Raw genomic sequence first — 17,054 nt, 5'->3', positions numbered from 1 at the left:
TCATGGAAATCCCAGATGACGAAACATTACGATTATCTAGCAATTGGCGGCGGCAGCGGCGGTATCGCATCGATCAACCGGGCAGCCATGTACGGCCAAAAGTGTGCGCTGATTGAAGCCAAAGAGCTGGGCGGCACCTGTGTAAACGTGGGTTGTGTACCGAAAAAAGTCATGTGGCACGCGGCGCAGATCGCCGAGGCCATCCATCAGTACGGCCCGGACTACGGCTTCGACACCACCGTCAACGCCTTCGACTGGAAGAAGCTGGTCGCCAACCGCACCGCCTATATCGATCGCATCCACAACTCCTACGATAACGTGCTGGGCAAGAACAAGGTCGACGTGATCAAAGGCTTCGCACGCTTCGTGGATGCGCACACCGTGGAAGTGAACGGCGAGACCATCACCGCCGACCACATCCTGATCGCCACCGGCGGCCGCCCGAGCCATCCGGCTATTCCGGGTGCGGAATACGGCATCGACTCCGACGGCTTCTTTGAGCTGGACGCCATGCCGAAGCGCGTCGCCGTAGTCGGCGCCGGCTATATCGCCGTGGAGATCGCCGGCGTGCTGAACGCGCTGGGCGCGGAAACGCACCTGTTCGTGCGCAAGCACGCGCCGCTGCGCAGCTTCGATCCGATGATCGTCGAAACCCTGGTGGAAGTGATGAACACCGAAGGGCCGAGCCTGCACACCGAATCGGTGCCGAAAGCGATCGTCAAGAACGCCGACGGCAGCCTGACGCTGCAGCTGGAAAACGGCAAGGCATTCACCGTCGACTGCCTGATTTGGGCCATCGGCCGCGAACCGGCGACCGACAACCTGAACCTTGGCGTTACCGGGGTGAAGACCAACGAGCAAGGCTACATTGACGTCGATAAGTTCCAGAACACCAACGTCAAAGGCATCTACGCGGTGGGCGACAACACCGGCGCGGTAGAGCTGACCCCGGTCGCCGTGGCCGCCGGCCGCCGCCTGTCCGAGCGCCTGTTCAACAACAAGCCGGACGAACACCTGGATTACAGCAATATCGCCACCGTGGTGTTCAGCCACCCGCCGATCGGCACCGTCGGCCTGACCGAGCCGGAAGCCATCGAGAAATTCGGCGCGGACAACGTGAAGGTATACAAATCCTCCTTCACCGCCATGTACAGCGCCGTCACGCAGCACCGTCAGCCGTGCCGCATGAAGCTGGTGTGCGCGGGTAAAGAAGAGAAGATCGTCGGCCTGCACGGCATCGGCTTCGGCATGGACGAAATCCTGCAGGGCTTCGCGGTGGCGGTGAAGATGGGCGCCACCAAGAAGGACTTCGACAACACCGTGGCGATCCACCCGACTGCGGCGGAAGAGTTCGTCACCATGCGCTAACCCCTGCGGTTAGCCCACTCACAGGCCGGGTAAATACCGGCCTGTTCTTTTTGTGCGGTTTACTATTCCCTTCGCACCCGCCTGCTTTTTCTGCCATTATTCTGCCTGATAAATTAGCGGGACTGATACAACCTCCCCGCGCCTCTGGAGAACACCTATGCTGTTCAAACTATGCAAAACCCTTGCGATGGCCTGCGTGGCCCTGATTATCGCCCAGAGCAGCGCGCTCAGCTTTACCCTGGAAGTGGCGGGCAAGATCGACAACGTGACCGACCCGGTCAAAAAAAGCTATCTGTTCACCGACAAGCAACTGTTGGCGATGCCGCTGCACAGCATCACCACCTCCACCTCCTGGACACCGCAGAGAAAGTTTGAAGGGATTTCAGTGGCTGACATCCTGGAGCGCGTCGGCGCCAAGGGCGAAACGCTGACCTTCTACGCGCTGAACGATTATTACATCGACGTGCCGCTGTCCGACGTCAAGAAGTACAACATGATCCTGGCCTACAAGATGGACGGGGAGATGTTGAAACTCAGAAACTTCGGCCCGCTGTTCCTGGTGTACCCGCGGGATGCCGCCGGGCCAGAGTTGAACTCGCCGTTATACAACTCGCGCTTTATCTGGCAAGTCGACAGGATCGTGATCAAATGAAGCTGACGACCTTTAAGAACGGCAGCAGACTGGCGATCCCGGCCATCTTCGCCGCGCTGTTTTTGGTGGCGTCGACCGTCACGCTCTATTACTACAGCGCCACCCTGTCGAAGAAAGGGCTGTATGCCATTGCCGGCACGCAGGAGAACTACTCGTGGTCGATCGCCAAGTTCTCCATCAAGCTGGCGGAATTCGACACCTTCGTCGAGCAGCAGAGCCACGCGCCGCAGGTGGACAACGACAATCTGCGGCTGCGGTTCGAAATCCTCTATTCGCGCTTTTACGTGCTGGAAACCGTCTCCGAATCGACCCAGCCGCTGTACGCCGAGCCGGGTTACCCGGAAGTGGTCAAACAGATGCGTCTGCAGATGGATCGCATCGATAAGCTGCTGGACAGCCCGAAAATCGACTTCGACCAGGTTTTCGCCGCCATGAAGGCCATCAAGCCTTATTCTATCGAAATGGCCAACCTGACCGACCACGCCGAGGTGAAGCAGCGTACCGCCGCCTATGAGGACTACATCGAGAAACGGCACATCATTTTCTATGGGTTGGTGATCGTCATGTTCTCGGTGATTGCGTTGATCGCCATCACCCTGATCGTGTTCCGCCAGCAGCGGCTGACCATTCGCCAACAGGCCAAGGCGATTGAGGCGGAGAAAGCGACCCGCACCAAAAATGCTTTCCTCGGCGCGATCGGCCACGAGCTGCGCACCTCATTGCAGAGCGTTATGTCGGCCATCGACGTGCTGGTGAATACCCGGGTGTCGGCGGAGCATGCGGATACCTTCCAACGGCTGGAGACCGCCGCGCAGCAAATCGAAAGCCAGATGAAAGATCTGACCGACTACGCGCACCTCGACAGCGGCATGATGGAATTGCGCATCGTGCCATTCGACGCGCAGAAGCTGATTGCGGAGACCGCCAACGAAATCGCCACCCTGACCCGCAAAGAGCAGGTCAAACTGAGCTGCGAAGTGGAGTGCAGCCACCTGCTGGTGCACTCCGATCCGCTGCGCATCCGGCAGATTATCGTCAACCTGTTGACCAACGCCTATAAATACACCGAAAGCGGCAGCATCACGCTGCACAGCTGCCTGCGCCGCCAACCCGGCGGCAGTTCGTTGATCATCGAAGTGACCGACACCGGTATCGGTATCGAAAAAGACCAGCTCGATCAGATCTTCAAACCCTTTACCCAGCTGGATCAGTCGCATACCAAGCAATATGCGGGCGTGGGAATGGGGCTGGCGATCGTGCACGGCCTGGTGACATTGCTCGACGGCACCATCACGGTGTACAGCGAAATCAAGAAGGGCAGCACCTTTATCGTCAGTATTCCGGTGCAGATCAGTGAAGACGAACGTGCCGACGAACCCGCCGCCGCCAATGCCTCTTTGCAGCAGAAGCCGCAGCAGGTCCTGGTGGTGGATGACAACAAGTCGGTGGGTGACGCCTTTGCGGCGCTATTGGACAAGTTGGGCTATCAGCACGAACTGTGTGACTCGCCGGAACGCGCGTTGCAGAAGCTGCTTAGACGCCCTTACGACGCGCTGTTGCTGGATCTGCAAATGCCGGGCATCGACGGTGCCGCCCTGGCCAGGCAGCTGCGCAACCGTCGCGGCCCCAACCGCCATGTGCCGATCATCGGCATCAGCGCCTACACGCCGGAGCAGCTGACGGCGGACCAGCGCGCCCTGTTCGACAACTACCTAATGAAGCCGGTCCGGCTGGATGCGCTGTCGAGTGCGCTGGCCGAGGTGTTCCCCGCTAAAGATTAAAACAGCGTTGCAGTGCGGCTTCGATCACATGGAGCCGCACCGGCTTTTCATAAGGGCCGAGCACGTCATACTCACGCATCGCCTGAGCGATCTCCGACTCGCGTCGGTCGGTCCCCAGCTCCCCGGTCAGCACCAGTACCGGCGCATCCGGGTTGTCGGAGGCGCGGATAGTGGCAATACAGCGATCCGCCGTTTCCTCACCGATCAGCCAGTCCACCACGTAGCCGTCGAACAGGCTTTGCTGCAACGCCAGGCAGAAGCTGTCGACGTCATAAAACGCCACCGCGTTGAAACCGCAGCCGCCGAGGTACTTGGCCAGCTCATCGGCCGCCTGATGCGAATCGTCCAATACCGCAATGCTCAGCCGCTCGTCGTCGCCGTAGCCGGGCCGGATTTCGATCAAATCGACGCCGTAACGCGGGCCTGCCGGTGCCTCATCGGCGCGATAGATATGCCACTGTCCTTCCACGCGCAGCGCCACAAATTCCGCCGGCCGCCCGGCAGGAAGCTCATCGCCGATGTGCCCGACGCAAGGTATCGCCACCCCCGCCACGACAAAGATGGCATCGCGCGCCATGTTGGGTTCGGGCGTCTCGTGTTCGGCGCTCAAATCGGCGATCGCCGCCGGCGTTTCTCCCAGCGCGGCCGCGACGCTGTTGATCTGTTCCAGCGTCCAGGGGCTTTGCCCTTTCAGTTTGCGGTGCGCATGTGAAAAACTCAGATCCAAGATGCGGCTGAGCTCTCGGGCATGCTGACGTTTTCCAATCCCGTAATGTAAAAACAGCTCTCTGACCCGATTGGCAATCGACTGTGAATCGAATTTTTGGTGATTGTTATCCATTTGTTCCTTCGATTTTTTTTACTGATTTATCAGTCGTTTTGATTATTTCCGCTGAAAAAGCCACATCTAAAACTAGCATCTGATGCAATTATGCGTTAAAAACGTTGCTTGACATACCATGTTGCATCGTCAAACATGGTATCAAAAGAGACATACAGCAATACACTATAAAAAATAACACCAGCACGTTTTTTAATAATAACCATAGTAACACCAGGGAAAATTTGTTCCGTTGCCGCTACTGAGACGATGATCACATCGCTCGGACTGCACAAGCAAAACGGGGCTTGAGCCTTTAGCGCTAATCTGTTTTACCCACTTTTGAGCCGGGATCCGTCAGGGTCCCGGTTTTTTATTGCCCTGGCGCCGCGCCATCATACGGACTCACCTCGCAGCCGCAAATAAAAACGGAGCCGGCATGCCGGCTCCGTTGTCATTGTGATGACCGTTGAAGGTCAGAAGCGCCAGGTGAAACCGGCGTTGACGCTGTTGTCCTGATGGTTCTGCGACAGCAGCCCGCCGTAGCCCAGCGACAGCGTGGCATTTTCGTTCACCGCCACTTCCGCTCCCGCCTTCAGCACCATCCCGTCACGCGAGACCGGCACGCTGTCCACCACGAACGGCGCGTTGCCGCCGTTGAACCGCAGCCCGGTGCCTCGCTCCAGCCCGCCGTACTGGTGTTGCCACCCCAGCTCACTGCGCAGCGCCACCGTCGTGCCCGCGCTCACCTGCCATTCGGTGTCCGCACGCAGGCCCAGCGTCGACACCGTCGCATCCGTGTGCTGCTTGTCGCCGCGCAATGCCGCCGCGCCGCCGCTTTCCGCGATGCCGTTGTTCTCGAAGTTCACGTACGCCAGGTTCACGAACGGCTCCAGGTTCAGCCACTCGCCCTGCACGCTGTAGCCCGCTTCCGCGAACAGCTGCTCGGTGCGCGCGCTGTACTTCGCCGTGTCACGGTCCGACTGCATCCCGTAGTTCACCGACCGTTTGGTGTCGATGCGATGCCAGGTGTAGCCCGCCCCGCCACGCAGCGCCAGCGCCCCGAACTGCTTGTCGCCGTACGCCGCCAGGTGGTAGTTGTCGCTGTCCGCCTTCGACCCGTACCCGCCGTGCAGCGAGGTACGGGTGTAGCCGGTCGCCACCCCCAGCCGCCCGTCGCCCGCGACCGCCGAGTCCAGCCCGACCAGCACCCCGTAGGTCGAGGCCTGATAACCCGTGGCGTTGGCGTCGCCCGACGCGTGGTCCCACGCTCCCAGCAGCTGCGCCCAGGCACCGCCCTCGTCCGCCTTGATGGCCGACGAGCTCGCCAGCCCTTCCGCCTGACGCAGACGCCCGTTCAGCGCCTCACGCAGGTAGCGGCTGTCGCTCACCAGCGCCGACGCGATATCCGCATGGATTTGCCCCGACAGCTGACGGAACGCCTGCCGCGCCTCGCCCGCCGTGCCGCTGGTAAGCAGGCTCTCGTACACCGGGTTGCCCGCCGCCAGCGCATCCGCCGCCGCCGCTACCGCCCGCTCGTTCGAGGTCTGCGCCACGCTGGCGAAGCTCGTGCCGTTGCGCCCAACGCTCAGCGTCACCCCGGTCGGCTGGTAGCTCAGCCCGGTGCCGAGGAACAGGTAGTTCGGCGCCACCGCGTCAAACTGCCCGCTCACCCCCTGCTGCGCAGTCAGGATGGTGTACTGCTGGCCCAGCAGGCTGCGCACCTCGCTTTGCGTCAGCAGATTGGGGCTGTTCTCCAGCGTCACCGCCACCTCGCCGCCGCCGATCGTCGCCGATCCGCTGCTCTGGATCCGATCGCTCTGGCCGTTCGGGCCCACTTCCACCGCGTAGCGCGACCCCGGTTCGAAGCTGACGTTGCCCGCCACGTTCAGGGTGCCGATCGAGTTGCCCGGCGCCACGGTGCCGCCCTGACGGGCGATCAGCGAACCGACCGTGCCGCTGCCGCCGACGATGCCGCCGTTCTGCACGCTGACGGCCGAGGTGACCGAGCCGTTGACGGCCAGCAGCCCCTGATTGACCAGCGTCGGGCCGGCATAGGTGTTGGTGCCGGTCAGCTCCAGGGTTCCCGCGCCCTCTTTGGTCAGGCCGCCGTGGCCGGAAATGTTGTTGGAGTAGATTTCCCATCCACAGTGGAAGTCATCACATTTCCTGGCGTGCAGTGTACCGGCATCCACCTCGGCGCCCCTCCCCGGAATATTGGCGACAAACTGGGTCGGGCCATAGGCCACGCCCGTCGGATCCGGGATGCGGAACTCCGCAGGAATATCTTCGACGGTATAGAACATGCCCGGGCCGTTGATGGCCTTGCCCAGGTTGATCATCCCCCAGCCGTAGAGCGCGTCGATGCCCGGTGCGCCCATGTCGGTGGCGGTGGTTTTCAGCACGTCGGCAATCTGCGCCGAGCTCATGTACGGGAAGCGCTGCAGCAACACCGCCACCGCGCCGGTCACGTGCGGCGTCGCCATCGAGGTGCCGTTTTTATTGCCGTAGTCCGACACCAGATTGGCCGGATCGGAACCGTTGGCCACGGTGCTGTAGATTTTGCTGCCCGGCGACGAGACGCAGAAGCTGGCGGTATAGCCGCAGCGGGAAGAGAAGCTGCTGATGGTGTAAGGCACGCTGTTGGTCGATGCCGCATCCTGCGCCACGCTGGCGACCGACAGCCAGTTCGGCGCGATGTCCGGCACGAAGTAGGCCAGCCCGCTGATCACATCCGGCTGGTTGTAGTTGCCGTCGTTGCCGGCGGCGAACAGCACCAGAATGTTTTTGCGCGCCGCATCGATCGCGCCCTGATAGCCTGCGCCGGCCAGGCTGCCGAGCAGCGGTTTGACCTGATCGAATTGTTCCTGCGCATCCTTCAGCTCAAAGTGCAGCGCGTTAGGATCGCGGCCGCCGTCGGACAGGAAATCGGGAATACTGACGCCCCAGCTGTTGTTGATCACCCGTGCACCGCTGTTGATCATCGCCTGCCAGCCGGCATTGGTGACGGCGCCGTCCAGGCCGAGGAATTCGCCGTAGGCCGGGCCGTCGTTATCGTTATCGACGCTGATCACCTGCGAATCGAAGGCCACGCCGTGCATGCCGATGCCGTCGCGGTTCGCCGCGCTGATCCCCGCGACGTGCACCCCATGATTGCTCAATGTCGCCCCGCTATAGAAATGGAAGGTGCCGTCAAAGTAAAAGCGATCGCCGGCGTTAATGCCCGGCCGATGCGGATCGGTGTAGGCGCGGTAGCCTTCGGTGACCACGTTGATCAGTTTGCCGTCGCCGGCGAACTCGGGATGGTGGTTGACCGGGGTGTCGAAAATGCCCACCTTCTGCCCTTTGCCGGTATAGCCGGCGGCGTAGGCCTCATCGGCGTGGATCGCCCCCAGCCCCCAGTTGGCGTTGAATTCGGCGCTGCGCCAGCTGGCCGGATCGCCGGGTTGGCCGTTCACCTCGTGCGGCGCCGCCTGTGCATACCCCGCCAGCGCCATGCAGCAGACCAGCGCGTTCAGCCGCCACGGCGAGCGGCGAGCGTTTCCTTTGCTATCAAAACCCATTGTTGTTGTCATTTCCTTACCTTTTGCTTGTTATTGGCCGACGCCCCAGGTGCGCCGGGTTCTCATTAGCAGGATGTGAAAAAGGAACCGCCCGCAGACGGTTCCCGTACAAGGATTGAGTCAATGTTGCTTAGAAACGCCAGGTGAAGCCGGCGTTGACGCTGTTGTCCTGATGGTTTTGCGACAGCAGCCCGCCGTAGCCCAGCGACAGCGTGGCATTTTCGTTCACCGCCACTTCCGCTCCCGCCTTCAGCACCATCCCGTCACGCGAGACCGGCACGCTGTCCACCACGAACGGCGCGTTGCCGCCGTTGAACCGCAGCCCGGTGCCTCGCTCCAGCCCGCCGTACTGGTGTTGCCACCCCAGCTCACTGCGCAGCGCCACCGTCGTGCCCGCGCTCACCTGCCATTCGGTGTCCGCACGCAGGCCCAGCGTCGACACCGTCGCATCCGTGTGCTGCTTGTCGCCGCGCAATGCCGCCGCGCCGCCGCTTTCCGCGATGCCGTTGTTCTCGAAGTTCACGTACGCCAGGTTCACGAACGGCTCCAGGTTCAGCCACTCGCCCTGCACGCTGTAGCCCGCTTCCGCGAACAGCTGCTCGGTGCGCGCGCTGTACTTCGCCGTGTCACGGTCCGACTGCATCCCGTAGTTCACCGACCGTTTGGTGTCGATGCGATGCCAGGTGTAGCCCGCCCCGCCACGCAGCGCCAGCGCCCCGAACTGCTTGTCGCCGTACGCCGCCAGGTGGTAGTTGTCGCTGTCCGCCTTCGACCCGTACCCGCCGTGCAGCGAGGTGCGGGTGTAGCCGGTCGCCACCCCCAGCCGCCAGTCGTCCGCCGCCGCCGAGTCCAGCCCGACCAGCACCCCGTAGGTCGAGGCCTGATAACCCGTGGCGTTGGCGTCGCCCGACGCGTGGTCCCACGCCCCCAGCAGCTGCGCCCAGGCCCCGCCCTCGTCCGCCTTGATGGCCGACGAACTCGCCAGCCCTTCCGCCTGGCGCAGACGCCCGTTCAGCGCCTCACGCAGGTAGCGGCTGTCGTTCACCAGCGCCGACGCGATATCCGCATGGATTTGCCCCGACAGCTGACGGAACGCCTGCCGCGCTTCACCTGCCGTGCCACTGGTGAGCAGGCTCTCGTACACCGGGTTGCCCGCCGCCAGCGCATCCGCCGACGCCGCCACCGCCCGCTCGTTCGAGGTCTGCGCCACGCTGGCGAAGCTCGTGCCGTTGCGCCCGACGCTCAGCGTCACCCCGGTCGGTTGGTAGCTCAGCCCGGTGCCGAGGAACAGGTAGTTCGGCGCCACCGCGTCAAACTGCCCGCTCACCCCCTGCTGCGCAGTCAGGATGGTGTACTGCTGGCCCAGCAGGCTGCGCACCTCACTTTGCGTCAGCAGGTTGGGGCTGTTCTCCAGCGTCACCGCCACCTCGCCGCCGCCGATCGTCGCCGATCCGCTGCTCTGGATCCGATCGCTCTGGCCGTTCGGGCCCACTTCCACCGCGTAGCGCGAGCCCGGCTCGAAGCTGACGTTGCCCGCCACGTTCAGGGTGCCGATCGAGTTGCCCGGCGCCACGGTGCCGCCATCACGGGCGGTCAGCGAACCGACCGTGCCACTGCCGCCAACAATACCGCCGCTCTGCACGCTGACGGCCGAGGTGACCGAACCGTTGACAGCCAGCCGCCCCTGATTGACCAGCGTCGGGCCGGCATAGGTGTTGTTACCGGTCAGCACCAGGGTGCCGATGCCCTGCTTGGTCAGGCCGCCGTGGCCGGAGATGTCGTTGCTCCAGAAGTCCAGGCCGCAAAGATCGCTGCTGCAGACGCGCTCGGTCGGTTTACCCTGGTCCAGCACCGCGCCGACGCCCGGCAGATCGACCACGAACTGGGTCGGACCATAAGCCACGCCCGTCGGATCCGGGATACGGAACTCTTCGGGAATATCCTCAGCGGTCACCAACATGCCCGGGCCGTTGATGGCCTTGCCCAGATTGATCATCCCCCAGCCGTAGAGCGCGTCGATGCCCGGCGCGCCCATGTCGGTGGCGGTGGTTTTCAGCACTTCCGCCACCTGTGCGCCATTCAAATACGGGAAACGCTCCATCAGCACCGCAACGCTGCCGGCCACGTGCGGCGCCGCCATCGAGGTACCGCTGTATTTGGCGTAGCCAGTCGTCAGATTCTCCACGCTGGTGCCTTCAATCACCGAGCTGTACACCCGGGTACCCGGTGCCGAGACGCACAAACTGGCGGTATAGCCGCAGCGGGAAGAGAAGGTGCTGATGCTGTAATCGCCGGTATTGGTGGGATCCTGCAGGCTGGCGACCGACAGCCAGTTCGGCGCGATATCCGGCACGAAATACGCCAGGCCGGCCATGGCGTCCGGGTTGTTCAGGTTGTAATCGTTACCGGCGGCGAAGATGGTGACCACGCCGCTGCGCGCCGCGTCGATCGCGCCCTGATAGGCGCCGCCGGGCTTGGTGCCCAAGATAACCTTGATCTGATCGAACTGCTTTTGCGCATCGTCGACCGTGAAATGAGGATAAGCGGGATCTTTGCCTCCCTTGGCGAATTTATCGGTAATGCCGATGCCCCAGCTGTTATTGATGATGCGCGCGCCGCTGGCCACCAGCGCCTCCCAGCCGGCCTGGTAAACCGCGCCGTCGTTACCGAGGATGATGCCGTCCTCCGGGCCGGGGTCGCCGTTTTCCGCGCTGATGATCTGCGCGTTGAACGCCACGCCGTGCATGGCGCCGCCGTCGCGGCTGCCGGCGGCGATGCCGCCCACGTGGGTGCCGTGCGAGCCGAGCGTACCGTCAGAGTCCACACTCGGGGTTCCGTCATAGCGGAAGTCATCGCCTTTTTTCACCGGAATATAGGGATCGGTGTATTCGCGGGTGCCATGGGTAACCAGATTGATCACCTTATCAGGACCGGAAAACTCGGGGTGCTTGGCGTAGACCGGCTGATCGAAAATGCCGAGTTTGATGCCTTTGCCGGTATAACCGGCGGCGTAGGCCTGGTCGGCGTGGATCGCCCCCAGCCCCCATTCCGCGTTGAACTCACTGCTGCGCCAGCTGGCCGGATCGCCCGCTTTGCCGTTCTCTATATAGGTGGCCGCCTGCGCCCCGCCGATCGCCGTCAGGCAGATCAGCAGCGCGCTCCATTGTGCGCGATGAACTCCGATTTCAGGCCAGCCGAAGGCCGCCCGAGCGGATTTGACTCCTCTACGTTTCTTCTCCATCCCAGATACCGTCCGTTGTTGTTTGCAAATGTTTTATAAGATTTTTTGTGTAACAGTTTGGTAACACCAAATAAATAAAGCACAACAATCTCAAGTGCGCTTAATGTGTCATCCGGCAGTCAGGAGGGAGGAGAGAAAGTTTCAGGGGTGAATCAGGTGAGGAGCGATAAGGGAAGACAATGTTTTTTCTCAGCGCTGGGGCAGCGTTAATCAGCAGGAAAAAGGCAATTCAATATAATGATAAATAATACTATTTCATTAAAAATAGACGTAGGGATCGGTCGCCTGAAAAGTGCTTAACAGGCGCTTTTTATCACTTTTAATTATAACTTTTACCAATATTTACTCAGTGAATTATGCTGGCTTTTCACTCAGGCACCGGCAAAAATTGGATTATCCTGCTGATGTTTTTTTGCTGTGCATCGCATCCTCTTCCGCCTGACGCAGGATGGCTTTGGCCATCCATTGCGTGACATCCTGGATCCCCCCAAGCTCCAGTCCCCAGATATCTTTCAGCACCAGGAACACCTCAGAACCGTAAATCAGCGAGAAAGCATGAATCACTCTCTGTATAGAATCCGGCGGCAGTTTGCCCTGCAACGGTTCTACCGCCAGCGTCAGCAGCCGCTTGCGGTTGCCGCGCACAAATTTTTCGCCCGGCGTCGCATGCGCCCACTGCTGTAAAGAGAGTTGCAAGGCGGCGCGCAGCGCCCCCTCATGCCGCTCCATCTGGGGATAAGCGAAGGTCAGCAGCTGCTGAATACGCTTCAGGGCATCGTCGTCTTGCGGGCGCCATTCCAGAATAGGCCCCAGACTTTCCGCCACCACCGCAGTAATCAACGCACTTTGGGTCGGGAAATAGCGGTAGGCGGTCGCGCGGGATACCTGCGCATGCGCCGCCAGATCGGTGATTGAAGGAAATGCTCCCTCGCCATACAGCGTCATTGCGCTGGCCAGCAACAAACGATGGGTTTTCGCCCGAGCGGAGGTCAGAGAAAGGTCGGACGGGGTAGGAAAAGCATTTATCGGCACTTAAACCTCATACATCTGTACACGCTTGCGCGGCAGGAGATACGCCACTGCCGACAGGTTGACGACAAAGGGTCAGCCGCGCTGAAAAGCTCAAAAATGAGACAGGAGTCCCATTTTGCACTGCGCTGCCCTTGCAAAAATGATACTGCCGTCTCATTATATAAATACATTAATCAATTTAATTTAAACGCCAACACCAGGGCACCCTAAAAAATATAACTAAATAATTTTTAAATAAAAATTAGAAACACCCCAGGAAGAAACATGAAAGACACTTCAAATTTTGTCTATATTGCTACCACAGCAGATACCAAAGGACAAGAGTTGGAGTATGTGCGCCGGCTGATTACCAGCCTGGATTTACCCACACGAACCGTCGATCTCTCCACCCGTAGTCTGCCGTTTGACTCCCCGGCCGATATCAGCCCAGAGGACGTTGCCCGCCATCATCCGGCAGGCGCCGGTGCGGTCTTTTGCGCCAGTCGCGGCCAGGCGATCGCGGCCATGGCGATCGCTTTCGAACGCTTTATCCTGACGCGCCGCGATATCGCCGCCCTGCTTGGTCTGGGCGGCTCCGGCGGCACCGCCATCATCACGCCGGCCATGCAGCAACTGCCGATCGGCCTACCGAAAATAATGGTCTCAAGCATGGCAGCGGGAGACGTTTCCGCCTATGTCGGCGCCAGTGACATCAATATGCTGTATTCGGTCACCGATCTCGCCGGTCTGAACCGCATCTCGCGACGGGTGCTCGGCAACGCGGCGCGCCAGATAGCCGGGGCAGTACGCTTCGCCGCCGTCGACTATCCCGACGACAAGCCCGCGATTGGCCTGACGATGTTTGGCGTCACCACGCCCTGCATTCAGGCGCTGGTTGCCGACCTTGAGCCGCAATGGGATTGCCTGACGTTTCACGCCACCGGCAGCGGCGGCAGAGCGCTGGAAAAACTGATCGATAGCCGCCAACTGCGCGGCGCCATCGACTTGACCACCACCGAAGTGGCCGATTACCTGTTTGGCGGTATGCTGCCCTGTAATGCAGATCGTTTCGGGGCCATCGCGCGAACCGGCATCCCGTGCGTGCTCTCCTGCGGCGCGATCGACATGATCAACTTCGGCGCGCCGAATACGGTGCCGGCTCGCTATGCCAACCGCCTGCGCCACCATCACAATCCGCAAGTGACGCTGGTGCGTACCAGCGCGCGGGAAAGCGCGTTAATCGGGCGTTGGATGGGCGAAAAAATCAACGCCTGCGCGGGCGACGTGCGTTTCGTGATCCCGGCGGGTGGTGTGTCGGCTCTGGATGCACCGGGGCAACCGTTCTGGGATCCGGCGGCGCTGGCCGCCTTTACCCAAGCGCTGGAGGAGACGGTGTACGCCACCGATAAACGCCAGTTAATAAAAACGCCTTACCATATCAATGACCCGCGCTTTGCACAGGCCGTTGCCGAACAGTTCCGGCACATTGTCGGCGGGGAATGATTATCTCTCACTGAAGAACCTGCCGGTGATAACGCCAAATAAAAAAGGCCAGACAAATAGTCTGGCCCTTTTTTATTCACCGCGAGCGGATATTACTGACCGGAGGACATCTGCTCCTTCATTTTATTCATATGGTCCATCATCTTTTGCTCGCGTTTCTGATAATTCTCATTGTATTGTTTTTTCTGCTCAGGAGTCAGCAGGTTATACATTTTATTTTCCGCTTTGGCGCGTTCCAGCATGCGTTCGGATTGCGCTTTGCCGATCGCGTCAATTTGCGCTTTCGCCTTCGCTTCGTCAAAGCTGTCGGCAGCCACCAGATTATGCAGCGCCTGGCGTTCCTCTTTCATGCCCGGCCCGCGCTTCTGGTGCGACTCTTTCATGATATCGCGCATCTGCTGGCGCTGCTGCTCGGTCAGGTTCAGTCCGGCGAACGGGCCGCCCTTGCCTTCACCCTTGTGATGCATCATTTTCATCGGCGCCGCATCCGCCGCCGGTGCCGTCGTATCTGCAGCAAACGCCGCGGAAGCAGAACCCAGAGCCAGCGTGGAAGCAATAAATAAAGCCGTCAATTTACGCATAATCATTTCCTTAAAAGTTTTTCTTCATCAGGAGCGCTGTACGTTAACAGGCTCATTCGTCGTCGGAGATAATAATAGGCTGATAAAATTCAAGTAATGCGAGGGTGTGTAAACTTTTTAAAACCCGTCTCGGATTTATTCACCAATTATGAGAAAACTATGAAGATGGCGTTTATTTGATGGAAATTTTAATTTCCCGGTAAAAATCCCCCCGGTGGAGTTATTTTTCCGCTTTCCCCTCACCGCTATAATTTACTCGCCTCCACGGCAACCTTGCATCAACCGTTTTCCGATAGCGGGGGAGGTCGGTACAAACATCACAGGATCCGATGTTCTCCTACACTTTAAGACAGCCGGCCGCCGGGTGACGTTTACACCGCAAAACTAATCATTGCTTATATAATAGTTTCCATCACCCGCCTCGCCTGTGAAAACCTGTTATATGATGCACAGATGCGCACGGCGACCACTTTCGGGCCAACAGGCTGCCCCGGAGCTGTGCTGACCGGCCGCCCGTGCTCTTTTGAGGAATCATCATGCCCGCAGACCAAGGCCCTGAGCTTCTTAACGCCCACTTCGGCACCCAAAGCCCCCACTGGCGGCTGGCGTTTGACAGCAATGCCCTGGAGCTATCCGCCGTTAAGGGCAAAGCCCACGTCGCGGTGGCGCTCAGCGCCATGGAAGCGGCGAAAATTCGCCGCCTGACCGGCGTCACCGCCAGCCTTGAACTGACCATTACGCTAGCCGGAGAACCGCTGCATCTGCATCTGGTGGGGCGCCGCGTCAACCATCTCGAATGGGCGGGCACCGCTTCCGCCTTCAGCGACACTCAATCCGTGGCGCGCGATCTGGTGCACGGCCTCTCCTTCGCCGAGCAGGTGGTATCCGAAGCCAACTCGGTGATCGTGATCGTCGATCAGCACGGCCGCATCCAACGCTTCAATCGGCTGAGCGAGGAGTACACCGGGCTGCACGAACACGAAGTGATCGGCAAAAACGTTTTCCAGCTGTTTATGAGCCCGGAAGAAGCCGCCGCTTCGCGGCGCAACATCGCCGGCTTCTTCCGCAACGGTTCGTCCTATGAGGTGGAACGCTGGGTAAAAACGGTCAAGGGCGAACGGCTGTTCCTGTTCCGCAATAAATTCGTGCACAGCGGCAGCGGCAAGAACGAGGTGTACCTTATCTGTTCCGGTACCGACATCACCGAAGAGCGCCGTGCGCAAGAGCGACTGCGGGTGCTGGCCAACACCGATCTCATCACCGGCTTACCGAACCGTAACGCGATCCAGGATAAGATCAATCACGCCATCGCCACGCGCAGCGAAGAGAGTTTCGGCCTGGTGTACCTCGATCTCGACAACTTCAAGAAGGTCAACGACGCCTACGGCCATATGTTCGGCGATCGGCTGCTGGTCGAAGTCGCGCTGGCGATCCTCGGCTGCCTGAGCCCGGACCAGGTGCTCGCCCGCCTCGGCGGCGACGAGTTCTTGGTGCTGGCGCCACATACCGATCGCGAGCGCCTGCAAACGCTGGCGCAGCGCATCATCGACAGGCTGAAAACCCCTTTCCGCATCGGCCTGATTGAGGTGTATACCGGCTGTTCGATCGGCATCGCGCTGTGCCCGGAGCACGGCAACGATCTCGACAGCCTGATCCGCAGCGCCGATACCGCCATGTACGTCGCCAAGGAGCACGGCAAACGCACCTATACCGTCTTTTCGCCGGAGATGAACAAGCGCGTCGCCGAATACATGTGGCTGGACACCAATCTGCGCAAAGGCCTGGAGCAAAATCAGCTGGTGCTGTATTACCAGCCGAAAATCGACGCACGCAGCGGTGAAGTGCACAGCGTGGAAGCGCTGGTGCGCTGGGATTCGCCGGAGCGCGGCCTGATCCCGCCGCTGCAGTTCATCTCCTATGCCGAAGAGTCCGGCCTGATCGGCCCGCTGGGCCAATGGGTGCTGCAGACCGCCGCCGGCCAGGCGGCGCAGTGGCAAGAGCAGGGACTGAATCTGCGGGTGGCGGTCAACCTCTCCGCCCGGCAGCTGGCCGACGACGGCATCGTCAACGATCTGCTCGGCGTGCTGCGCCGTCACCGCATGGCCCCTTGTCTGTTGGACTTCGAGTTGACCGAAAGCAGCCTGATTGAAGACGAGAACCGCGCACGCGCGCTGATCACCCGGCTGCGTGAACTGGGCGCGCAGGTACATCTCGACGACTTCGGCACCGGCTATTCGTCGCTGGCGCAGCTGGCGCGTATTCCGCTGGACGCCATCAAGCTGGATAAAAGCTTCGTGCGCGGGGTGAATTTCAACCCGGTATCGCAATCGCTGGTACGCGCGATCGTTGCGGCGGCGGAGGCGTTGGCCTTCCGGGTGATCGCCGAAGGGGTGGAGACCGAGAGCGAAAATCACTTCCTCGACGAGGTCGGCGTGGACGAAAAACAGGGCTTTCTGTTTGCGCGGCCAATGCTCCCGGAACAGCTGGAGCATTGGCTGCAGTCCTATCGCCCGCACTCACCCTCCGCGTGAGGC

10 protein-coding genes are annotated in these 17,054 nt (G+C 60.6%); 5 read left to right on the top strand and 5 right to left on the bottom strand.

Annotation, left to right across the window (positions count from 1 at the left end; genetic code table 11):
* The first annotated feature begins 15 nt into the window (after positions 1-15).
* From gorA to FHU12_RS23175, 3 genes are all read left to right on the top strand, one after another.
* Positions 16-1,368: a glutathione-disulfide reductase gene (gene gorA, locus FHU12_RS23185; protein ID WP_025304617.1), complete on the top strand. Its 1,353-nt coding sequence runs from the start codon at positions 16-18 to the stop codon at positions 1,366-1,368.
* 157 nt (positions 1,369-1,525) lie between these two features.
* Entirely contained in the window at positions 1,526-2,020 is a 495-nt protein-coding gene (locus FHU12_RS23180) for a putative pterin-binding protein (protein WP_141972010.1), read from the top strand.
* A complete protein-coding gene (locus FHU12_RS23175) occupies positions 2,017-3,801 on the top strand; it encodes an ATP-binding response regulator (protein WP_141972007.1) in 1,785 nt (594 codons plus the stop codon). Before FHU12_RS23180 ends, FHU12_RS23175 begins: the two co-directional genes overlap by 4 nt.
* Here FHU12_RS23175 and FHU12_RS23170 read toward each other — a convergent pair.
* From FHU12_RS23170 to FHU12_RS23155, 4 genes are all read right to left on the bottom strand, one after another.
* Positions 3,791-4,642, bottom strand: a complete 852-nt coding sequence (locus FHU12_RS23170) for a helix-turn-helix domain-containing protein (RefSeq protein ID WP_141972005.1) — start codon at positions 4,640-4,642, stop codon at positions 3,791-3,793. The genes FHU12_RS23175 and FHU12_RS23170 overlap by 11 nt on opposite strands.
* Positions 4,643-5,097: 455 nt before the next feature.
* The gene (locus tag FHU12_RS23165) at positions 5,098-8,118 is read right to left on the bottom strand and encodes an autotransporter outer membrane beta-barrel domain-containing protein (protein ID WP_376698870.1); all 3,021 of its coding nucleotides are present in this window, start codon (positions 8,116-8,118) and stop codon (positions 5,098-5,100) included.
* 196 nt (positions 8,119-8,314) lie between these two features.
* The gene (locus tag FHU12_RS23160) at positions 8,315-11,425 is read right to left on the bottom strand and encodes an autotransporter serine protease (RefSeq protein WP_185742343.1); all 3,111 of its coding nucleotides are present in this window, start codon (positions 11,423-11,425) and stop codon (positions 8,315-8,317) included.
* Positions 11,426-11,818: 393 nt separating this feature from the next.
* The gene (locus FHU12_RS23155) at positions 11,819-12,457 is read right to left on the bottom strand and encodes a TetR/AcrR family transcriptional regulator (protein WP_141972003.1); all 639 of its coding nucleotides are present in this window, start codon (positions 12,455-12,457) and stop codon (positions 11,819-11,821) included.
* A 264-nt stretch (positions 12,458-12,721) separates the two neighbouring features.
* Between FHU12_RS23155 and FHU12_RS23150 the strand changes: the two genes are divergently transcribed.
* Positions 12,722-13,939 (top strand): Tm-1-like ATP-binding domain-containing protein, encoded by a 1,218-nt coding sequence (locus tag FHU12_RS23150; protein ID WP_141972001.1) that lies wholly within the window; start codon positions 12,722-12,724, stop codon positions 13,937-13,939.
* A gap of 92 nt (positions 13,940-14,031) precedes the next feature.
* Here FHU12_RS23150 and spy read toward each other — a convergent pair whose 3' ends face one another.
* Positions 14,032-14,520, bottom strand: coding sequence for an ATP-independent periplasmic protein-refolding chaperone Spy (gene spy / locus FHU12_RS23145; protein ID WP_141971999.1), 489 nt, complete (start codon positions 14,518-14,520; stop codon positions 14,032-14,034).
* 536 nt (positions 14,521-15,056) lie between these two features.
* Here spy and pdeR point away from each other — a divergent pair.
* Positions 15,057-17,051: a cyclic di-GMP phosphodiesterase gene (pdeR, locus tag FHU12_RS23140; protein ID WP_141971997.1), complete on the top strand. Its 1,995-nt coding sequence runs from the start codon at positions 15,057-15,059 to the stop codon at positions 17,049-17,051.
* The last annotated feature ends 3 nt before the right edge of the window (positions 17,052-17,054 follow it).

It is taken from the genome of Serratia marcescens (assembly GCF_006715005.1).
Classification (GTDB): domain Bacteria; phylum Pseudomonadota; class Gammaproteobacteria; order Enterobacterales; family Enterobacteriaceae; genus Serratia; species Serratia montpellierensis.
Note: the sequence above shows the minus strand (reverse complement) of the source record. Positions and strands in the feature narration are given on the sequence as shown.